Consider the following 21,023-nt stretch of genomic DNA (forward strand, 5'->3'; position numbering starts at 1 on the left):
ATTCCGTAAAATTTCTTGTTTTAACAAGGATGGACACGGAAACGGCCTCATTATTCCACTGCAAGCCTTGTTATAGCAAGATGACTTTTACCATTTATCACCCGCTTACTCACAGTTTTTTCACTTCTTGCTGGTGATTGGTTTAATAACCATCAATAAAGTGATCACGTAGTGAAGTAATAAGGTGCAAAACTAAATATAAGCATAGAAAAATGAGTGGCGCGAATCCTGTTGGCTAATTAGAATCGCCCACCATGAAAACAGAGACTCCATCCGTAAAAATTGTTGCTATCACCGCTGACGAAGCGGGGCAACGTATCGATAACTTTTTGCGTACCCAATTGAAAGGTGTACCAAAAAGTATGATTTACCGTATTTTGCGTAAAGGCGAAGTGCGGGTGAACAAAAAACGTATTAAGCCTGAATATAAACTCGAAGCGGGTGATGAGGTACGTATCCCACCGGTTCGCGTTGCTGAACGGGAAGAAGAGGCGGTTTCGCCACATCTGCAAAAGGTGGCAGCGCTGGCGGACGTCATCTTATATGAAGATGACCATATCCTGGTGCTGAATAAACCTTCCGGTACGGCGGTACATGGCGGCAGTGGTTTAAGCTTCGGCGTTATCGAAGGTTTGCGGGCGTTGCGCCCGGAAGCGCGGTTCCTTGAACTGGTTCATCGTCTCGACCGGGACACTTCAGGTGTGTTGCTGGTAGCGAAAAAACGTTCGGCGTTGCGTTCTCTGCATGAGCAATTACGTGAAAAAGGGATGCAAAAAGATTACCTGGCGCTGGTGCGCGGTCAGTGGCAGTCGCATGTGAAGAGCGTTCAAGCGCCGTTATTGAAAAATATTCTGCAAAGCGGCGAACGTATTGTGCGTGTGAGTCAGGAAGGCAAACCGTCGGAAACACGCTTTAAAGTGGAAGAACGCTATGCATTTGCCACCCTGGTGCGTTGTAGCCCGGTAACAGGGCGTACTCATCAGATCCGTGTGCATACACAATATGCGGGTCATCCGATTGCCTTTGACGATCGCTACGGTGACCGTGAATTTGACAGACAGCTCACTGAAGCCGGCACGGGATTAAATCGTCTGTTCCTGCACGCCGCAGCGTTGAAGTTTACCCATCCGGGGACCGGAGAGGTGATGCGTATCGAAGCGCCGATGGATGATGGTTTGAAGCGTTGTTTGCAAAAACTGCGTAACGCGCGCTAATACGAGCATATAAGCATGATAATGGGCGGTTGGCCTGATAAGGCGTTCACGCCGCATCAGGCCGCCAGCACCGATTGCCGGATGCGACGTAACCGCATCCGGCGCAAACAACTATCCCATCAGCGGGTTTTTCCCTTCCCGACGTAACATCTGACACAGCGCGATTAGCGGTAAACCAACCAGCGTGTTAGGGTCTCGCCCCTCTAAACGCTCAAACAGCGTAATGCCAAATCCTTCACTCTTAAAGCTACCCGCGCAGTGCAGGGGATGCTCCTTACGCACGTAATTATCAATCTCCGCCTCGCTCAGGTGACGGAAATGGACGTCAAAAGGCTCCACTTCTGTTTGCAGATGCCCATTCGCCGAATTAAACAACGCCAGTCCAGTATAGAAGGTGACGATATTGCCGCTGGCTTTGCGTAATTGCAGACGGGCATTTTCTTCCGTTAACGGTTTACCGGTGATTTCGCCATCAAGAACACATACCTGGTCTGAACCAATAATTAAATGATCCGGATAACGTGACGCCAGAGATTGCGCTTTTTCTTGTGCCAGTCGAAGCACCAACTGTCGCGGTGATTCGTCGCTGCGTGGGGTTTCGTCGACCTCTGGTGCTGCACATTCAAAAGAGATTTGCAGTTTTTCCAGAAGAGCGCGACGCCAGGGCGAAGTGGAGGCTAAAATAAGTTTAGGCATATTTTTTTCCATCAGATATAGCGTATTGATGATAGCCATTTTAAACTATGCGCTTCGTTTTGCAGGTTGATGTTCGTTATCAGCACTGAACGAAAATAAAGCAGTAACCCGCAATGTGTGCGAATTATTGGCAAAAGGCAACCACAGGCTGCCTTTTTCTTTGACTCTATGACGTTACAAAGTTAATATGCGCGCCCTATGCAAAAGGTAAAATTACCCCTGACTCTCGATCCGGTTCGTACGGCTCAAAAACGCCTTGATTACCAGGGTATCTATACTCCTGATCAGGTTGAGCGCGTCGCCGAATCCGTAGTCAGTGTGGACAGTGATGTGGAATGCTCCATGTCGTTCGCTATCGATAACCAACGTCTCGCAGTGTTAAACGGCGATGCGAAGGTGACGGTAACGCTCGAGTGTCAGCGTTGCGGGAAGCCGTTTACTCATCAGGTCTACACAACGTATTGTTTTAGTCCTGTGCGTTCAGACGAACAGGCTGAAGCACTGCCGGAAGCGTATGAACCGATTGAGGTTAACGAATTCGGTGAAATCGATCTGCTTGCAATGGTTGAAGATGAAATCATCCTCGCCTTGCCGGTAGTTCCGGTGCATGATTCTGAACACTGTGAAGTGTCCGAAGCGGACATGGTCTTTGGTGAACTGCCTGAAGAAGCGCAAAAGCCAAACCCATTTGCCGTATTAGCCAGCTTAAAGCGTAAGTAATTGGTGCTCCCCGTTGGATCGGGGATAAACCGTAATTGAGGAGTAAGGTCCATGGCCGTACAACAGAATAAACCAACCCGTTCCAAACGTGGCATGCGTCGTTCCCATGACGCGCTGACCGCAGTCACCAGCCTGTCTGTAGACAAAACTTCTGGTGAAAAACACCTGCGTCACCACATCACTGCCGACGGTTACTACCGCGGCCGCAAGGTCATCGCTAAGTAATCACGCGTCTGCGTGATGAAGCTTAGTGAGGATTTTCCCCAGGCAACTGGGGAAAGACCAAACCGGGCGGCGACGATACCTTGACACGTCTAACCCTGGCGTTAGATGTCATGGGAGGGGATTTTGGCCCTTCCGTGACAGTGCCTGCAGCATTGCAGGCACTGAATTCTAATTCGCAACTCACTCTTCTTTTAGTCGGCAATCCCGACGCCATCACGCCATTACTTGCTAAAGCTGACTTTGAACAACGTTCGCGTCTGCAGATTATTCCTGCGCAGTCAGTTATCGCCAGTGATGCCCGGCCTTCGCAAGCTATCCGCGCCAGTCGTGGGAGTTCAATGCGCGTGGCCCTGGAGCTGGTGAAAGAGGGGCGAGCGCAAGCCTGTGTCAGTGCCGGTAATACCGGGGCGCTGATGGGGCTGGCAAAATTATTACTCAAGCCCCTGGAGGGGATTGAGCGTCCGGCGCTGGTGACGGTATTACCGCATCAGCAAAAGGGCAAAACGGTGGTCCTCGATTTAGGGGCCAACGTCGATTGTGACAGTACAATGTTGGTGCAATTTGCCATTATGGGCTCAGTTCTGGCTGAAGAGGTGGTGGAAATTCCTAATCCTCGCGTGGCGTTGCTCAATATTGGTGAAGAAGAAGTAAAGGGTCTCGACAGTATTCGGGATGCCTCAGCGGTGCTTAAAACAATCCCTTCTATCAATTATATCGGCTATCTTGAAGCCAATGAGTTGTTAACTGGCAAGACAGATGTGCTGGTTTGTGACGGCTTTACAGGAAATGTCACATTAAAGACGATGGAAGGTGTTGTCAGGATGTTCCTTTCTCTGCTGAAATCTCAGGGTGAAGGGAAAAAACGGTCGTGGTGGCTACTGTTATTAAAGCGTTGGCTACAAAAGAGCCTGACGAGGCGATTCAGTCACCTCAACCCCGACCAGTATAACGGCGCCTGTCTGTTAGGATTGCGCGGCACGGTGATAAAAAGTCATGGTGCAGCCAATCAGCGAGCTTTTGCGGTCGCGATTGAACAGGCAGTGCAGGCGGTGCAGCGACAAGTTCCTCAGCGAATTGCCGCTCGCCTGGAATCTGTATACCCAGCTGGTTTTGAGCTGCTGGACGGTGGCAAAAGCGGAACTCTGCGGTAGCAGGACGCTGCCAGCGAACTCGCAGTTTGCAAGTGACGGTATATAACCGAAAAGTGACTGAGCGTACATGTATACGAAGATTATTGGTACTGGCAGCTATCTGCCCGAACAAGTGCGGACAAACGCCGATTTGGAAAAAATGGTGGACACCTCTGACGAGTGGATTGTCACTCGTACCGGTATCCGCGAACGCCACATTGCCGCGCCAAACGAAACCGTTTCAACCATGGGCTTTGAAGCGGCGACACGCGCAATTGAGATGGCGGGTATTGAGAAAGACCAGATTGGCCTGATCGTTGTGGCAACGACTTCTGCGACGCACGCTTTCCCGAGCGCCGCTTGTCAGATTCAAAGCATGCTGGGCATTAAAGGTTGCCCGGCATTTGACGTTGCAGCAGCCTGCGCAGGTTTCACCTATGCATTAAGCGTAGCCGATCAATACGTGAAATCTGGGGCGGTGAAGTATGCTCTGGTCGTCGGTTCCGATGTACTGGCGCGCACCTGCGATCCAACCGATCGTGGGACTATTATTATTTTTGGCGATGGCGCGGGCGCTGCGGTGCTGGCTGCCTCTGAAGAGCCGGGAATCATCTCCACCCATCTGCATGCCGACGGTAGCTATGGTGAGTTGCTGACGCTGCCTAATGCTGACCGTGTGAATCCAGAGAATTCAATTCATCTGACGATGGCGGGCAACGAAGTCTTCAAGGTTGCGGTAACAGAACTGGCGCACATCGTTGATGAGACGCTGGCGGCGAATAATCTTGACCGTTCTCAACTGGACTGGCTGGTTCCGCATCAGGCTAACCTGCGTATTATCAGTGCAACGGCGAAAAAACTCGGTATGTCGATGGACAATGTCGTGGTGACGCTGGATCGCCACGGTAATACCTCTGCGGCCTCTGTCCCGTGCGCTCTGGATGAAGCTGTACGCGACGGGCGCATTAAGCCGGGGCAGTTGGTTCTGCTTGAAGCCTTTGGCGGTGGATTCACCTGGGGCTCCGCGCTGGTTCGTTTCTAGGATAAGGATTAAAACATGACGCAATTTGCATTTGTGTTCCCTGGACAGGGTTCTCAAACCGTTGGAATGCTGGCTGATATGGCGGCGAGCTATCCAATTGTCGAAGAAACGTTTGCTGAAGCTTCTGCGGCGCTGGGCTACGACCTGTGGGCGCTGACCCAGCAGGGGCCAGCTGAAGAACTGAATAAAACCTGGCAAACCCAGCCAGCGCTGTTGACTGCATCTGTTGCGCTGTATCGCGTATGGCAGCAGCAGGGCGGTAAAGCACCGGCAATGATGGCCGGTCACAGCCTGGGGGAATACTCCGCGCTGGTATGCGCTGGCGTGATTGATTTCGCTGATGCGGTGCGTCTGGTTGAGATGCGCGGTAAGTTTATGCAAGAAGCCGTACCGGAAGGAACGGGCGCTATGGCGGCAATCATCGGTCTGGATGATGCGTCTATTGCGAAAGCGTGTGAAGAAGCTGCAGAAGGTCAGGTCGTTTCTCCGGTAAACTTTAACTCTCCGGGACAGGTGGTTATTGCCGGTCATAAAGAAGCAGTTGAGCGTGCTGGCGCTGCCTGTAAAGCTGCGGGCGCAAAACGCGCTCTACCGTTACCAGTGAGCGTACCGTCTCACTGTGCGCTGATGAAACCAGCAGCCGACAAACTGGCAGTAGAATTAGCGAAAATCACCTTTAACGCACCAACAGTTCCTGTTGTGAATAACGTTGATGTGAAATGCGAAACCAATGGTGATGCCATCCGTGACGCACTGGTACGTCAGTTGTATAACCCGGTTCAGTGGACGAAGTCTGTTGAATACATGGCAGCGCAAGGCGTAGAACATCTCTATGAAGTCGGCCCGGGCAAAGTGCTTACTGGCCTGACGAAACGCATTGTCGACACCCTGACCGCCTCGGCGCTGAACGAACCTTCAGCGATGGCAGCGGCGCTCGAGCTTTAAAAGAGGAAAATCATGAATTTTGAAGGAAAAATCGCACTGGTAACCGGTGCAAGCCGCGGAATTGGCCGCGCAATTGCTGAAACGCTCGCAGCCCGTGGCGCGAAAGTTATTGGCACAGCGACCAGTGAAAATGGCGCTCAGGCGATCAGTGATTATTTAGGTGCCAACGGCAAAGGTCTGATGTTGAATGTGACCGACCCGGCATCTATCGAATCTGTTCTGGAAAAAATTCGCGCAGAATTTGGTGAAGTGGATATCCTGGTCAATAATGCCGGTATCACTCGTGATAACCTGTTAATGCGAATGAAAGATGAAGAGTGGAACGATATTATCGAAACCAACCTTTCATCTGTTTTCCGTCTGTCAAAAGCGGTAATGCGCGCTATGATGAAAAAGCGTCATGGTCGTATTATCACTATCGGTTCTGTGGTTGGTACCATGGGAAATGGCGGTCAGGCCAACTACGCTGCGGCGAAAGCGGGCTTGATCGGCTTCAGTAAATCACTGGCGCGCGAAGTTGCGTCACGCGGTATTACTGTAAACGTTGTTGCTCCGGGCTTTATTGAAACGGACATGACACGTGCGCTGAGCGATGACCAGCGTGCGGGTATCCTGGCGCAGGTTCCTGCGGGTCGCCTCGGCGGCGCACAGGAAATCGCCAACGCGGTTGCATTCCTGGCATCCGACGAAGCAGCTTACATCACGGGTGAAACTTTGCATGTGAACGGCGGGATGTACATGGTCTGACCGCGATTTGCACAAAATGCTCATGTTGCGCGCAGTCTGCGTGGTTATGAGTAATAATTAGTGCAAAATGATTTGCGTTATTGGGGGGTAAGGCCTCAAAATAACGTAAAATCGTGGTAAGACCTGCCGGGATTTAGTTGCAAATTTTTCAACATTTTATACACTACGAAAACCATCGCGAAAGCGAGTTTTGATAGGAAATTTAAGAGTATGAGCACTATCGAAGAACGCGTTAAGAAAATTATCGGCGAACAGCTGGGCGTTAAGCAGGAAGAAGTTACCAACAATGCTTCTTTCGTTGAAGACCTGGGCGCGGATTCTCTTGACACCGTTGAGCTGGTAATGGCTCTGGAAGAAGAGTTTGATACTGAGATTCCGGACGAAGAAGCTGAGAAAATCACCACCGTTCAGGCTGCCATTGATTACATCAACGGCCACCAGGCGTAAGTGAACATCTCCAGGCGGTCGTTCGACCGCCTGAGTTTTATCTTTTTGTCCCACTAGAATCATTTTTTCCCTCCCTGGAGGACAAACGTGTCTAAGCGTCGTGTAGTTGTGACCGGACTGGGCATGTTGTCTCCTGTCGGCAATACCGTAGAGTCTACCTGGAAAGCTCTGCTTGCCGGTCAGAGTGGCATCAGCCTAATCGACCATTTCGATACTAGCGCCTATGCAACGAAATTTGCTGGCTTAGTAAAGGATTTTAACTGTGAGGACATTATCTCGCGCAAAGAACAGCGCAAGATGGATGCCTTCATTCAATATGGAATTGTCGCTGGCGTTCAGGCCATGCAGGATTCTGGCCTTGAAATAACGGAAGAGAACGCAACCCGCATTGGTGCCGCAATTGGCTCCGGGATTGGCGGCCTCGGACTGATCGAAGAAAACCACACATCTCTGATGAACGGTGGTCCACGTAAGATCAGCCCATTCTTCGTTCCGTCAACGATTGTGAACATGGTGGCAGGTCATCTGACTATCATGTATGGCCTGCGTGGCCCAAGCATCTCTATCGCGACCGCCTGTACTTCCGGCGTGCACAACATTGGCCATGCTGCGCGTATTATCGCGTATGGCGATGCTGACGTGATGGTTGCAGGTGGCGCAGAGAAAGCCAGTACGCCGCTGGGCGTTGGTGGTTTTGGCGCGGCACGTGCATTATCTACCCGCAATGATAACCCGCAAGCGGCGAGCCGCCCGTGGGATAAAGAGCGTGATGGTTTCGTACTGGGCGATGGTGCCGGTATGCTGGTACTTGAAGAGTACGAACACGCGAAAAAACGCGGTGCGAAAATTTACGCTGAACTCGTCGGCTTTGGTATGAGCAGCGATGCTTATCATATGACGTCACCGCCAGAAAATGGCGCAGGCGCAGCTCTGGCGATGGCAAATGCTCTGCGTGATGCAGGCATTGAAGCGAGTCAGATTGGCTACGTTAACGCGCACGGTACTTCTACGCCGGCTGGCGATAAAGCTGAAGCGCAGGCGGTGAAAACCATCTTCGGTGAAGCTGCAAGCCGTGTGTTGGTAAGCTCCACGAAATCTATGACCGGTCACCTGTTAGGTGCGGCGGGTGCAGTAGAATCTATCTACTCCATCCTGGCGCTGCGCGATCAGGCTGTTCCGCCAACCATCAACCTGGATAACCCGGATGAAGGTTGCGATCTGGATTTCGTACCGCACGAAGCGCGCCAGGTAAGCGGAATGGAATACACGCTGTGTAACTCCTTCGGCTTCGGTGGCACTAATGGTTCTTTGATCTTTAAAAAGATCTAAGTTGTCATTTCCCACCCTTATAAAAGGTCCGCTTGCGGGCCTTTTTTCTTAGCTTTTATTCCGACTTGTTCCGTAGTGAACATGCTGCCACACTAACAATTCTCTGATAAGGAGCCGGTATGTTCTTAATTAACGGTCATAAGCAGGAATCGCTGGCAGTAAGCGATCGGGCAACGCAGTTTGGTGATGGTTGTTTTACCACCGCCAGAGTTATCGACGGTAAAGTCAGTTTGTTATCGGCGCATATCCAGCGACTACAGGATGCTTGTCAGCGGTTGATGATTTCCTGTGACTTCTGGCCTCAGCTTGAACTAGAGATGAAAACGCTGGCAGCAGAACAGCAAAATGGTGTGCTGAAAGTGGTGATCAGTCGCGGTAGTGGCGGGCGAGGATACAGCACATTGAACAGCGGACCGGCAACGCGGATTCTCTCCGTTACGGTTTATCCCGCACATTACGACCGTTTGCGTAACGAGGGGATGACGTTGGCGCTAAGCCCGGTGCGGCTGGGGCGCAATCCTCATCTTGCAGGTATTAAACATCTTAATCGGCTTGAGCAAGTATTGATCCGCTCTCATCTTGAGCAGACAAACGCTGATGAGGCGCTGGTCCTTGACAGCGAAGGGTGGGTTACGGAATGCTGTGCGGCTAATTTGTTCTGGCGGAAGGGCAACGTAGTTTATACGCCGCGACTGGATCAGGCAGGTGTTAACGGCATTATGCGACAATTCTGTATCCGTTTACTGGCACAATCCTCTTATCAGCTTGTCGAAGTGCAAGCCTCGCTGGAGGAGGCGTTGCAGGCAGATGAGATGGTTATTTGTAATGCGTTAATGCCAGTGATGCCCGTACGTGCCTGTGGCGATGTCTCCTTTTCGTCAGCAACGTTATATGAATATTTAGCCCCACTTTGTGAGCGCCCGAATTAGTCATGAAAAAAGTGTTATTGATTATCTTGTTATTGCTGGTGGTACTGGGTATCGCCGCTGGTGTGGGCGTCTGGAAGGTTCGCCATCTTGCCGACAGCAAATTGCTTATCAAAGAAGAGACGATATTTACCCTGAAGCCAGGGACCGGACGTCTGGCGCTAGGTGAACAGCTTTATGCCGATAAGATCATCAATCGCCCACGGGTTTTTCAATGGCTGCTGCGTATCGAACCGGATCTTTCTCACTTTAAAGCCGGGACTTACCGCTTTACACCGCAGATGACCGTGCGCGAGATGCTGAAATTGCTGGAAAGCGGTAAAGAAGCACAGTTCCCTCTGCGACTGGTAGAAGGGATGCGTCTGAGCGATTACCTCAAGCAATTGCGTGAGGCCCCGTATATCAAGCATACGCTGAGCGACGATAAGTACGCCACCGTAGCGCAGGCACTTGAACTGGAAAACCCAGAGTGGATTGAAGGTTGGTTCTGGCCAGACACCTGGATGTATACCGCCAATACCACCGATGTCGCGTTACTCAAGCGAGCGCACAAGAAAATGGTGAAAGCGGTCGATAGCGCCTGGGAAGGGCGTGCGGACGGTCTGCCCTATAAAGATAAAAACCAGCTGGTGACGATGGCATCAATTATCGAAAAAGAAACCGCCGTTGCCAGTGAACGCGATCAGGTTGCCTCGGTATTTATCAACCGGTTACGCATTGGTATGCGCCTGCAGACCGACCCGACCGTGATTTACGGGATGGGAGAGCGTTATAATGGCAAACTTTCTCGTGCAGACCTGGAAACGCCGACAGCGTATAACACCTATACCATTACCGGTTTGCCGCCAGGTGCAATAGCTACGCCGGGGGCGGATTCGCTGAAGGCTGCTGCGCATCCGGCAAAAACGCCGTATCTCTATTTTGTGGCCGATGGTAAAGGTGGTCACACGTTTAATACCAATCTTGCCAGTCATAACAAGTCTGTGCAGGATTATCTGAAAGTGCTTAAGGAAAAAAATGCGCAGTAAGTATATCGTCATTGAGGGGCTGGAAGGCGCAGGCAAAACTACCGCGCGTAACGTGGTGGTTGAGACGCTCGAGCAACTGGGTATCCGCGACATGGTTTTCACTCGGGAACCTGGCGGTACGCAACTTGCCGAAAAGTTAAGAAGCCTGGTGCTGGATATCAAATCGGTAGGCGATGAAGTCATTACCGATAAAGCCGAAGTTCTGATGTTTTATGCCGCGCGCGTTCAACTGGTAGAAACGGTCATCAAACCAGCGCTGGCTAACGGCACTTGGGTGATTGGCGATCGCCACGATCTCTCCACTCAGGCGTATCAGGGCGGCGGACGTGGTATTGACCAACATATGCTGGCAACATTGCGTGATGCTGTTCTCGGGGATTTTCGCCCCGACTTAACGCTCTATCTCGATGTTACCCCGGAAGTTGGCTTAAAACGTGCGCGTGCTCGCGGCGAGCTGGATCGTATTGAGCAAGAGTCTTTCGATTTCTTTAATCGCACCCGCGCCCGCTATCTGGAACTGGCAGCACAAGATAAAAGCATTCATACCATTGATGCCACCCAGCCGCTGGAGTCCGTGATGGATGCAATCCGCACTACCGTGACCAATTGGGTGAAGGAGTTGGACGCATGAGATGGTATCCATGGTTACGACCTGATTTCGAAAAACTGGTAGCCAGCTATCAGGCCGGAAGAGGTCACCATGCGCTACTCATTCAGGCGTTACCGGGTATGGGCGAGGATGCTTTAATCTACGCCCTGAGCCGTTATTTACTCTGCCAACAACCGCAGGGCCACAAAAGTTGCGGTCACTGTCGTGGATGTCAGTTGATGCAGGCTGGTACGCATCCCGATTATTACACCCTGGCTCCCGAGAAAGGGAAAAATGCGCTGGGCATTGATGCGGTACGTGAAGTCACCGAAAAGTTAAATGAGCACGCACGTTTAGGTGGTGCGAAAGTTGTCTGGGTAACCGATGCTGCCTTACTGACCGACGCCGCGGCTAACGCATTGCTGAAAACGCTTGAAGAGCCACCAGCAGAAACCTGGTTTTTCCTGGCTACCCGCGAGCCTGAACGTTTACTGGCAACATTACGTAGTCGTTGTCGGTTACATTACCTTGCGCCGCCGCCGGAACAGTACGCCGTGACCTGGCTTTCACGCGAAGTGACAATGTCACAGGATGCATTACTTGCCGCATTGCGCTTAAGCGCCGGTTCGCCTGGCGCGGCACTGGCGTTGTTTCAGGGAGATAACTGGCAGGCTCGTGAAACATTGTGTCAGGCGTTGGCATATAGCGTGCCATCGGGCGACTGGTATTCGCTGCTAGCGGCCCTTAATCATGAACAAGCTCCGGCGCGTTTACACTGGCTGGCAACGTTGCTGATGGATGCGCTAAAACGCCATCATGGCGCTGCGCAGGTGACCAATGTTGATGTGCCGGGCCTGGTCGTCGAACTGGCAAACCATCTATCTCCCTCGCGCCTGCAGGCTATACTGGGGGATGTTTGCCACATTCGTGAACAGTTAATGTCTGTCACAGGTATTAACCGCGAGCTTCTCATCACCGATCTTTTACTGCGTATTGAGCATTACCTGCAACCGGGCGTTGTGCTACCGGTTCCTCATCTTTAAGAGAGACATCATGTTTTTAGTCGACTCACACTGCCATCTCGATGGTCTGGATTATGAATCTTTGCATAAGGACGTGGATGACGTTCTGGCGAAAGCCGCCGCACGCGATGTGAAATTTTGTCTGGCAGTCGCCACAACATTACCGGGTTATTTACACATGCGGGATCTGGTAGGCGAACGCGACAACGTCGTATTTTCTTGTGGCGTGCATCCACTCAACCAGAATGATCCCTACGATGTAGAAGATTTACGTCGTCTGGCGGCAGAAGAGGGCGTTGTAGCGCTGGGTGAAACCGGGCTGGATTATTATTACACGCCTGAAACTAAAGTACGTCAGCAAGAGTCCTTCATCCATCATATCCAGATTGGTCGTGAACTGAACAAGCCGGTTATCGTCCACACCCGTGACGCCCGCGCCGATACGCTGGCAATTCTGCGCGAAGAAAAAGTGACGGATTGCGGTGGCGTACTACACTGTTTTACAGAGGACAGAGAAACGGCGGGTAAATTACTGGATCTCGGATTTTACATCTCCTTTTCCGGCATTGTGACCTTCCGTAATGCGGAGCAACTGCGCGATGCTGCGCGTTATGTCCCCCTGGATCGGTTACTGGTGGAAACTGACTCACCTTACCTTGCGCCGGTACCGCATCGAGGAAAAGAGAATCAACCTGCGATGGTTCGTGACGTTGCAGAATACATGGCTGTGTTGAAAGGTGTTGCCGTTGAAGAACTGGCGCAGGTAACCACCGATAACTTCGCCCGTCTGTTTCACATCGACGCTTCCCGCCTTCAATCCATCCGTTGAATGAGTTTTTTTAAAGCTCGTAATTAATGGCTAAAACGAGTAAAGTTCACCGCCGAAAATTGGGCGGTGAATAACCACGTTTGAAATATTGTGACATATGTTTTGTCAAAATGTGCAACTTCTCCAATGATCTGAAGTTGAAACGTGATAGCCGTCAAACAAATCGGCACTGAATTATTTTACTCTGTGTAATAAATAAAGGGCGCTTAGATGCCCTGTACACGGCGAGGCTCTCCCCCCTTGCCACGCGTGAGAACGTAAAAAAAGCACCCATACTCAGGAGCACTCTCAATTATGTTTAAGAATGCATTTGCTAACCTGCAAAAGGTCGGTAAATCGCTGATGCTGCCGGTATCCGTACTGCCTATCGCAGGTATTCTGCTGGGCGTCGGTTCCGCGAATTTCAGCTGGCTGCCCGCCGTTGTATCGCATGTTATGGCAGAAGCAGGCGGTTCCGTCTTTGCAAACATGCCACTGATTTTTGCGATCGGTGTCGCCCTCGGCTTTACCAATAACGATGGCGTATCCGCGCTGGCCGCAGTTGTTGCCTATGGCATCATGGTTAAAACCATGGCCGTGGTTGCGCCACTGGTACTGCATTTACCTGCTGAAGAAATCGCCTCTAAACACCTGGCGGATACTGGCGTACTCGGAGGGATTATCTCCGGTGCGATTGCAGCGTATATGTTTAACCGTTTCTACCGTATTAAGCTGCCTGAGTATCTTGGCTTCTTTGCCGGTAAACGCTTTGTGCCGATCATTTCTGGCCTGGCTGCCATCTTTACTGGCGTTGTGCTGTCCTTCATTTGGCCGCCGATTGGTTCTGCAATCCAGACCTTCTCTCAGTGGGCTGCTTACCAGAACCCGGTAGTTGCGTTTGGCATTTACGGTTTCATCGAACGTTGCCTGGTACCGTTTGGTCTGCACCACATCTGGAACGTACCTTTCCAGATGCAAATTGGTGAATACACTAACGCAGCAGGTCAGGTTTTCCACGGCGACATTCCGCGTTATATGGCGGGTGACCCGACTGCGGGTAAACTGTCTGGTGGCTTCCTGTTCAAAATGTACGGTCTGCCAGCTGCCGCAATTGCTATCTGGCACTCTGCTAAACCAGAAAACCGCGCGAAAGTGGGCGGTATTATGATCTCCGCGGCGCTGACCTCGTTCCTGACCGGTATCACCGAGCCGATCGAGTTCTCCTTCATGTTCGTTGCGCCGATCCTGTACATCATCCACGCGATTCTGGCAGGCCTGGCATTCCCAATCTGTATTCTTTTGGGGATGCGTGACGGTACGTCGTTCTCGCACGGTCTGATCGACTTCATCGTTCTGTCTGGTAACAGCAGCAAACTGTGGCTGTTCCCGATCGTCGGTATCGGTTATGCGATTGTTTACTACACCATCTTCCGCGTGCTGATTAAAGCACTGGATCTGAAAACGCCGGGTCGTGAAGATGCGACTGAAGATGCAAAAGCGACAGGTACCAGCGAAATGGCACCGGCTCTGGTTGCTGCATTTGGTGGTAAAGAAAACATTACTAACCTCGACGCATGTATTACCCGTCTGCGCGTCAGCGTTGCTGATGTGTCTAAAGTGGATCAGGCTGGCCTGAAGAAACTGGGCGCAGCGGGCGTAGTGGTTGCTGGTTCTGGTGTTCAGGCGATTTTCGGTACTAAATCCGATAACCTGAAAACCGAGATGGATGAGTACATCCGTAACCACTAATCCGTAAGACGTTGGGGAGACTAAGGCAGCCAGATGGCTGCCTTTTTTACAGGTGTTATTCAGAATTGATACGTGCCGGTAATGCTGAAATTACGCGGTGCGCCGTAGACGATAGAACCTTCCACGTTGGTATCGTAGGTTTTGTCGAACAGGTTATTGACGTTCCCCTGTAACGAGAAGTTTTTCGTCACCTGGTAGCGGGTGAAGAGATCCACCAGCGCGTAGCTACCTTGCTCGGCGCGGAAGGTGCCATACGGTGTCACGGTGTCGGTATACACGCGATTTTGCCAGTTAACACCACCGCCGACCGTCAACTCTGGCATGACAGGCAACCGATAGCTGGTGAACATTTTAACCGTGGAGCGTGGCAGATTAGGATTAACGGCGTTTCCTTCGTTATCTTCTGCAATATAGCGTGTTGCGCCAAACGTCAGCTGCCAGTTGTCGGTAATTGCGCCGTTGAGTTCAAATTCCACACCTTTACTGACTGTCCCATCCACCGCTTTATAGGCGGTTTCGCCGTTGCTGCCGGGGATAGGTGTACCGGTGGACTGAGCTACATTATCCTGCTCAATACGGAAGATGGCTAACGTGGTGGTCAGACGGCTATTCATCCAGTCCGATTTCAGACCCAGCTCGTAGTTGTTACCGGTGATTGGAGCCAGATATTTGCCTGAACTGTCACGATCATTTTGCGGCTGGAAAATAGAGGTATAGCTGGCGTAGGTCGACCAGTTGTCATTGATGTCAAACACCAGACCAGCATAAGGCGTGGTGTGGTTTTTCTCCATGCTGTAAGTCAGCGTATCAACCCTCCAGTTGGTATAACGAGCGCCGAGGATCAGATGCAGCGGATCGGCAAGGGTGACACGAGTGGCAGCATATAACGATTTCATATGTGTGGTATCGTCCTGCGCCAGGCTCTGTGGTGACCAGTCGGTTTGTGGGAAATTGCCATTAAAGTTGTAGAAACTGCCAATTTCATCCGGGAAGATGTTGGCCCATGAACTGATGTAACGATTGTTTTGTTTGCTGTAACTGCCACCAAACATTAGATTGTGCTGACGACCAAACAATTCATAACTACCGTCAGCAAACAAATCCAGCGCATCAACTTTACGTTTGCCGCTGTTCCAACCGGTGCCGCCGACATAATCAAAACCAGGTCCATAATTACTGTATGGCCCAACCAGCATACCATCCGCTTTGTTTACATAGGCATCGACATACATCATTTTACTGTCAAATTCGACTTCGGAGTGGGTGGCATTCAGTGTCGCTTGCCAGGTATCAGCAAACCGCTGCTTGAGGGTCATAAAGACCTTGTTGATCTCTTTATCGTTATACGCCCAGTCAGGTGCGGTACTGCGTGCGCGATCGTAACTGTTGCTGCTGCCATCAGTATTCCAGCGCGGTAAACCGCCCCAGGTTGGGCTATTAACATCAATGCGCTGATATTCGTAACCGGCTGAAAGCGTCGTAAGATCGCCTAAATCAGCATCGACAATGCCGGAGAAGAAGGTTTTTTCACTGTTGTAGCGGTCCAGCCATGAGTCGTTATTCTGGTAGCCGCCGACAATTCGCGCGCGGATTTTACCATCTTCGGTGAGTGGGCTTTGTAAATCCGCCACATACCGTTCTTTGTTCCAGCTACCGTATTCCGCCGAGACATCGCCTTTAAATTCACGACTGGTCGCGTGTTTTCGAATCATATTAATTGCCGCAGATGGATTACCCGTCCCGGTCATGAGTCCTGTCGCGCCACGCACTACTTCTACGCGTTCAAACAGTGCCATATCAGAAAGTGCGTCGCCCAGATTCCAGCGCGATTCAAAATAGGTGGGGATACCATCAACCATATAGTTATCGATCTGGAATCCGCGGGAATAATAAAGAGCACGATCGGAATCCGCCTGACTTTTGCTGATCCCCAGCGTGTTTTCCATCACTTCGCCCAGCGTTTGTAACTGCTGATCTTCCATCCGCTGCTGGCTAACAATAGTGACCGACTGAGGAATATCACGTTGAGTCATCTGCATTTTTGTACCCGCAGAGGTAGACGTTACGTTGTAATCATTTTCGCCATCATCTGGGGCTGTGGCTGAACCCTCAACAATCACCGTTTCTTCAGTGGCTGGTGCAGCAAAAGCGGCGGAAGGTAATAGTGCCAGTGCTATGCAACCGGCAAGGAGTGACGGTTTGATGATGGCTTGATGTTGATTATCCCTGTTAAATTGTGTCGAAAGCATTTGAAATCTCTTGGTTTATGTTGTCGTCAGACTCATGCCGGAGGAGGGTGATGAGCGGTTATATTTAGTGTGCGAATAATTTTGCATGTAAATGCAAATGAGAAATATACGCATTCATATTTGGCGTGTAAACCAAACAGAGAATGTCTTTTCAGCGCATTCGCAGGCAGAAATGGGAATAATGGCGATATATACGGCAGCAAAACGATTTTTTGCTTAAGAAATCGTGAGTTAAGGTTGAAAGAGCAGGTTTAACTCGACCATACTCTATACTCGCAGTGTGGCGCGGCGTAGCATGGCGCAACGCATGGCTATTTGAAAAAGGAAAATGTCGTGGCAGAAGAAACTATATTTAGCAAAATTATTCGTCGTGAGATCCCCTCCGATATCGTCTACCAGGATGATCTGGTAACGGCGTTTCGCGATATTTCGCCCCAAGCGCCAACGCATATTCTGATCATTCCAAATATCCTCATTCCAACTGTGAACGACGTGTCTGCTGAGCATGAGCAGGCGCTGGGACGCATGATCACCGTAGCGGCAAAAATTGCTGAGCAAGAAGGTATTGCCGAAGATGGCTATCGTCTGATCATGAACACCAACCGCCATGGCGGACAAGAGGTTTACCACATCCATATGCACTTGTTGGGTGGCCGTCCGCTGGGACCAATGCTGGCGCATAAAGGTCTGTAACGATGAGAAAAGGATGCTTTGGGCTGGTGTCTCTGGCGTTGTTAGTGCTGGTGGGCTGTCGTTCACATCCGGAAATTTCGGTGAATGATGAGCAATCGCTGGTGATGGAGTCATCTTTATTGGCTGCGGGCATCAGTGCAGAAAAGCCCGTCCTTTCGACGTCTGATATTCAACCTTCAGCATCCTCAACGCTTTATAACGAAAGGCAAGAACCCGTTACCGTTCATTATCGTTTTTACTGGTATGACGCCAGAGGGCTGGAGATGCATCCTCTGGAAAGGCCACGCAGCGTTACCATTCCCGCACATTCGGCGGTAACGCTATACGGCAGCGCCAATTTTCTGGGGGCGCACAAAGTCAGACTTTATCTATATTTGTAAGGGGTGAATCTTGATGACAAAAATGAGTCGCTACGCCTTGATTACCGCGCTGGCGATGTTTCTCGCCGGGTGTGTGGGGCAACGTGAACCTGCGCCGGTAGAAGAAGTGAAACCAGCGCCGGAACAACCAGCCGAGCCGCAACAGCCTGTCCCCACAGTGCCATCGGTGCCGACGATACCGCAGCAGCCAGGCCCAATTGAGCACGAAGATCAAACTGCACCGCCTGCGCCGCATATTCGCCATTATGACTGGAATGGCGCAATGCAGCCGATGGTCAGTAAGATGCTTGGGGCTGATGGCGTGACTGCGGGTAGCGTCCTGCTGGTTGATAGCGTTAACAACCGTACTAACGGTTCGCTGAATGCCGCAGAAGCGACCGAAACGCTGCGAAATGCGCTGGCTAATAACGGTAAATTTACCCTGGTTTCCGCCCAGCAGCTGTCGATGGCGAAGCAACAGTTAGGTTTGTCGCCGCAGGACAGTTTAGGTACCCGTAGTAAAGCCATAGGCATTGCCCGCAATGTCGGCGCTCATTACGTGCTGTACTCCAGCGCCTCTGGCAACGTTAACGCTCCGACCCTACAAATGCAGCTGATGCTGGTGCAGACGGGCGAAATTATCTGGTCAGGTAAAGGTGCCGTTTCGCAGCAATAATCCCATCACGCGCGACGAATTGCTGTCGTGCTTTTTCCCGCAATTTCATCCCGTCACGACGTTTAATAGTGGGCTTAGTGGCGGGAGTTTTCTCATTGAACATCAGGGCCAGCGTTTTGTTGTGCGTCAGCCGCACGATCCTGATGCGCCGCGGTTCGCGTTCTTGCGCCAGTATCGGGCTTTATCACAACTACCCGCATGCATTGCACCGAAGCCGCATTTATATCTCCGTGACTGGATGGTGGTCGACTATCTGCCCGGCGAGGTAAAAACGTATTTGCCGGATACCAACGAACTGGCAGGCTTGCTGTATTATCTACATCAACAACCGCGTTTTGGCTGGCGAATAACGCTGTTGCCGTTACTGGAACTGTACTGGCAGCAAAGCGATCCGGTGAGGCGGACAGTGGGTTGGCTGCGAATGTTAAAACGTCTGCGCAAAGCGCGGGAACCACGGCCTTTACGCTTAAGTCCATTGCATATGGATGTCCACGCCGGAAATTTAGTGCATAGCGCGTCAGGGTTAAAACTCATCGACTGGGAGTATGCCGGAGATGGTGATATCGCGCTGGAACTGGCGGCGGTGTGGGTGGAAAATACTGACCAGCATCGGCAATTGGTCAATGACTATGCCACTCGCGCGAAGATTTATCCGGCGCAATTATGGCGTCAGGTCAGGCGATGGTTTCCCTGGCTGCTGATGCTCAAAGCAGGGTGGTTTGAGTACCGCTGGCGACAAACCGGCGATCAACAATTTATCAGGCTGGCCGATGACACCTGGCGGCAGCTATTAATAAAACAATAAGGAGAGCAGTGTGGGTCCAGTAATGTTGGATGTCGAAGGTTACGAACTGGACGCGGAAGAGCGTGAAATACTGGCGCATCCGCTGGTGGGAGGGCTGATTCTCTTTACGCGTAACTATCATGATCCTGCCCAGTTACGTGAACTGGTGCGCCAGATCCGCGCAGCTTCGCGCAATCATCTGGTGGTGGCGGTTGATCAGGAAGGTGGACGCGTGCAGCGTTTTCGTGAAGGTTTTACCCGCTTGCCAGCGGCACAATCATTTGCTGCGCTGTTGGGAATGGAAGAAGGCGGAAAACTGGCGCAAGAGGCAGGTTGGTTGATGGCCAGCGAAATGATTGCTATGGATATTGATATCAGCTTTGCGCCAGTGCTGGACGTCGGGCATATCAGCGCGGCGATTGGCGAGCGTTCTTATCATGCCGATCCCGAAAAAGCCCTGGCAATTGCCAGCCGGTTTATTGATGGTATGCATGAAGCCGGAATGAAAACTACTGGGAAACACTTCCCAGGACACGGTGCAGTAACGGCAGACTCACACAAAGAAACACCGTGTGACCCACGTCCGCAAGCGGAGATTCGCGCTAAAGATATGTCGGTCTTCAGTTCCTTAATCCGCAAAAATAAACTCGACGCCATTATGCCTGCGCATGTGATCTACAGTGATGTTGATCCGCGTCCGGCGAGCGGTTCTCCCTACTGGCTGAAAACCGTTTTGCGTCAGGAATTGGGTTTTGACGGCGTGATTTTCTCTGACGATTTATCGATGGAAGGCGCAGCGATTATGGGCAGTTATGCCGAGCGTGGACAGGCATCACTGGATGCAGGTTGCGATATGATCCTGGTCTGCAATAATCGTAAAGGGGCCGTCAGCGTGTTAGATAATCTGTCACCGATCAAGGCAGAACGTGTTACACGTTTGTATCATAAAGGTTCATTTTCGCGACAGGAACTGATGGACTCGGCTCGCTGGAAAGCGATCAGCGCCCGTCTGAATCAGTTACATGAACGCTGGCAGGAAGAGAAGGCAGGTCATTAACCCTGGCTTATGTGAGGAAGCGATGATTATCTATTTGCACGGTTTTGACTCTAACAGTCCGGGTAACCACGAGAAAGTCTTACAATTGCAGTTTATTGACCCGGATGTACGGCTAATAAGCTACAGTACGCGGCATCCGAAACATGATATGCAGCATCTGCTCAAAGAAGTGGACAAAATGTTGCAACTGAACGTCGACGAGCGTCCGCTGATTTGCGGCGTTGGTCTGGGCGGATACTGGGCGGAACGGATTGGTTTTCTTTGCGATATCCGCCAGGTGATCTTCAACCCTAATTTGTTCCCTTATGAGAACATGGAAGGCAAGATTGATCGCCCGGAAGAGTATGCCGATATTGCCACTAAGTGTGTGACCAACTTCCGCGAAAAGAATCGCGATCGTTGCCTGGTGATTTTGTCGCGTAATGATGAAGCGCTTAACAGCCAGCGGACATCTGAAGAGTTGCATCATTATTACGAGATTGTCTGGGACGAAGAGCAGACGCACAAATTCAAGAATATCTCCCCGCATTTACAGCGTATTAAAGCGTTCAAAACCCTCGGGTAAATGCCCTCGTCGCATCAGGTAAC

General features: G+C 51.2%; 23 protein-coding genes. 21 read left to right on the top strand and 2 right to left on the bottom strand.

Going from position 1 to position 21,023, the window contains the following annotated elements:
• The first annotated feature begins 254 nt into the window (after nucleotides 1-254).
• On the top strand, nucleotides 255-1,214 hold the full coding sequence (gene rluC, locus ACJHX7_RS01725) for a 23S rRNA pseudouridine(955/2504/2580) synthase RluC (RefSeq protein WP_000846342.1): 960 nt from the start codon (nucleotides 255-257) through the stop codon (nucleotides 1,212-1,214).
• A gap of 111 nt (nucleotides 1,215-1,325) precedes the next feature.
• On the opposite strand, the gene yceF is transcribed toward rluC, so the two are convergent.
• On the bottom strand, nucleotides 1,326-1,910 hold the full coding sequence (yceF, locus tag ACJHX7_RS01730; protein WP_001125202.1) for a 7-methyl-GTP pyrophosphatase: 585 nt from the start codon (nucleotides 1,908-1,910) through the stop codon (nucleotides 1,326-1,328).
• 198 nt (nucleotides 1,911-2,108) lie between these two features.
• Between yceF and yceD the strand changes: the two genes are divergently transcribed.
• The 14 genes from yceD to ptsG all read left to right on the top strand — a co-directional run bounded on the left by yceD (nucleotide 2,109) and on the right by ptsG (nucleotide 14,617).
• Nucleotides 2,109-2,630: a 23S rRNA accumulation protein YceD gene (gene yceD, locus ACJHX7_RS01735; protein ID WP_001174481.1), complete on the top strand. Its 522-nt coding sequence runs from the start codon at nucleotides 2,109-2,111 to the stop codon at nucleotides 2,628-2,630.
• A gap of 51 nt (nucleotides 2,631-2,681) precedes the next feature.
• The gene (rpmF, locus tag ACJHX7_RS01740) at nucleotides 2,682-2,855 is read left to right on the top strand and encodes a 50S ribosomal protein L32 (RefSeq protein WP_000290727.1); all 174 of its coding nucleotides are present in this window, start codon (nucleotides 2,682-2,684) and stop codon (nucleotides 2,853-2,855) included.
• Nucleotides 2,856-2,935: 80 nt separating this feature from the next.
• A complete protein-coding gene (plsX, locus tag ACJHX7_RS01745) occupies nucleotides 2,936-4,006 on the top strand; it encodes a phosphate acyltransferase PlsX (protein WP_000197578.1) in 1,071 nt (356 codons plus the stop codon).
• 67 nt (nucleotides 4,007-4,073) lie between these two features.
• Complete coding sequence (gene fabH, locus ACJHX7_RS01750; protein WP_000288132.1) at nucleotides 4,074-5,027, top strand: beta-ketoacyl-ACP synthase III; 954 nt, start codon at nucleotides 4,074-4,076, stop codon at nucleotides 5,025-5,027.
• A 15-nt stretch (nucleotides 5,028-5,042) separates the two neighbouring features.
• Entirely contained in the window at nucleotides 5,043-5,972 is a 930-nt protein-coding gene (gene fabD / locus ACJHX7_RS01755) for an ACP S-malonyltransferase (RefSeq protein WP_000191372.1), read from the top strand.
• A 12-nt stretch (nucleotides 5,973-5,984) separates the two neighbouring features.
• On the top strand, nucleotides 5,985-6,719 hold the full coding sequence (fabG, locus tag ACJHX7_RS01760) for a 3-oxoacyl-ACP reductase FabG (protein WP_001008535.1): 735 nt from the start codon (nucleotides 5,985-5,987) through the stop codon (nucleotides 6,717-6,719).
• A gap of 210 nt (nucleotides 6,720-6,929) precedes the next feature.
• A complete protein-coding gene (gene acpP / locus ACJHX7_RS01765) occupies nucleotides 6,930-7,166 on the top strand; it encodes an acyl carrier protein (protein WP_000103754.1) in 237 nt (78 codons plus the stop codon).
• An 87-nt stretch (nucleotides 7,167-7,253) separates the two neighbouring features.
• Nucleotides 7,254-8,495: a beta-ketoacyl-ACP synthase II gene (fabF, locus tag ACJHX7_RS01770; protein ID WP_000044679.1), complete on the top strand. Its 1,242-nt coding sequence runs from the start codon at nucleotides 7,254-7,256 to the stop codon at nucleotides 8,493-8,495.
• Nucleotides 8,496-8,614: 119 nt separating this feature from the next.
• On the top strand, nucleotides 8,615-9,424 hold the full coding sequence (gene pabC / locus ACJHX7_RS01775; RefSeq protein WP_000478679.1) for an aminodeoxychorismate lyase: 810 nt from the start codon (nucleotides 8,615-8,617) through the stop codon (nucleotides 9,422-9,424).
• Between the two features lie 2 nt (nucleotides 9,425-9,426).
• Nucleotides 9,427-10,449: a cell division protein YceG gene (gene yceG, locus ACJHX7_RS01780; protein WP_000756838.1), complete on the top strand. Its 1,023-nt coding sequence runs from the start codon at nucleotides 9,427-9,429 to the stop codon at nucleotides 10,447-10,449.
• The gene (gene tmk, locus ACJHX7_RS01785) at nucleotides 10,439-11,080 is read left to right on the top strand and encodes a dTMP kinase (RefSeq protein ID WP_001257007.1); all 642 of its coding nucleotides are present in this window, start codon (nucleotides 10,439-10,441) and stop codon (nucleotides 11,078-11,080) included. Before yceG ends, tmk begins: the two co-directional genes overlap by 11 nt.
• Entirely contained in the window at nucleotides 11,077-12,081 is a 1,005-nt protein-coding gene (gene holB, locus ACJHX7_RS01790) for a DNA polymerase III subunit delta' (protein WP_001267967.1), read from the top strand. Before tmk ends, holB begins: the two co-directional genes overlap by 4 nt.
• 10 nt (nucleotides 12,082-12,091) lie before the next feature.
• Nucleotides 12,092-12,889 (top strand): metal-dependent hydrolase, encoded by a 798-nt coding sequence (locus tag ACJHX7_RS01795; RefSeq protein ID WP_000480245.1) that lies wholly within the window; start codon nucleotides 12,092-12,094, stop codon nucleotides 12,887-12,889.
• A 294-nt stretch (nucleotides 12,890-13,183) separates the two neighbouring features.
• Nucleotides 13,184-14,617: a PTS glucose transporter subunit IIBC gene (gene ptsG, locus ACJHX7_RS01800; protein ID WP_000475719.1), complete on the top strand. Its 1,434-nt coding sequence runs from the start codon at nucleotides 13,184-13,186 to the stop codon at nucleotides 14,615-14,617.
• Between the two features lie 59 nt (nucleotides 14,618-14,676).
• Here the strand turns inward: ptsG and fhuE are convergent, their stop codons facing one another.
• Nucleotides 14,677-16,866: a ferric-rhodotorulic acid/ferric-coprogen receptor FhuE gene (gene fhuE / locus ACJHX7_RS01805; protein WP_094029798.1), complete on the bottom strand. Its 2,190-nt coding sequence runs from the start codon at nucleotides 16,864-16,866 to the stop codon at nucleotides 14,677-14,679.
• Between the two features lie 333 nt (nucleotides 16,867-17,199).
• On the opposite strand from fhuE, the gene hinT reads away from it, so the two are divergent.
• Genes hinT through ycfP form a run of 6 tightly spaced genes read left to right on the top strand, consistent with a single transcriptional unit; the run spans nucleotide 17,200 to nucleotide 21,000 of the window.
• Nucleotides 17,200-17,559, top strand: coding sequence for a purine nucleoside phosphoramidase (gene hinT / locus ACJHX7_RS01810; protein WP_000807125.1), 360 nt, complete (start codon nucleotides 17,200-17,202; stop codon nucleotides 17,557-17,559).
• Nucleotides 17,560-17,561: 2 nt separating this feature from the next.
• Nucleotides 17,562-17,939: a YcfL family protein gene (locus tag ACJHX7_RS01815; RefSeq protein WP_094029797.1), complete on the top strand. Its 378-nt coding sequence runs from the start codon at nucleotides 17,562-17,564 to the stop codon at nucleotides 17,937-17,939.
• A gap of 13 nt (nucleotides 17,940-17,952) precedes the next feature.
• Entirely contained in the window at nucleotides 17,953-18,594 is a 642-nt protein-coding gene (gene lpoB, locus ACJHX7_RS01820; RefSeq protein ID WP_000164439.1) for a penicillin-binding protein activator LpoB, read from the top strand.
• Nucleotides 18,575-19,399, top strand: a complete 825-nt coding sequence (gene thiK / locus ACJHX7_RS01825) for a thiamine kinase (RefSeq protein ID WP_022645531.1) — start codon at nucleotides 18,575-18,577, stop codon at nucleotides 19,397-19,399. The genes lpoB and thiK overlap by 20 nt, the downstream gene beginning before the upstream one ends.
• 10 nt (nucleotides 19,400-19,409) lie before the next feature.
• Nucleotides 19,410-20,435, top strand: coding sequence for a beta-N-acetylhexosaminidase (gene nagZ, locus ACJHX7_RS01830; RefSeq protein ID WP_032171120.1), 1,026 nt, complete (start codon nucleotides 19,410-19,412; stop codon nucleotides 20,433-20,435).
• Nucleotides 20,436-20,457: 22 nt separating this feature from the next.
• Nucleotides 20,458-21,000 (top strand): alpha/beta hydrolase YcfP, encoded by a 543-nt coding sequence (gene ycfP / locus ACJHX7_RS01835; RefSeq protein ID WP_000587933.1) that lies wholly within the window; start codon nucleotides 20,458-20,460, stop codon nucleotides 20,998-21,000.
• Nucleotides 21,001-21,023 lie beyond the last annotated feature (23 nt).

Source organism: Escherichia sp. WS1451, from assembly GCF_046487365.1.
GTDB lineage: Bacteria > Pseudomonadota > Gammaproteobacteria > Enterobacterales > Enterobacteriaceae > Escherichia > Escherichia coli.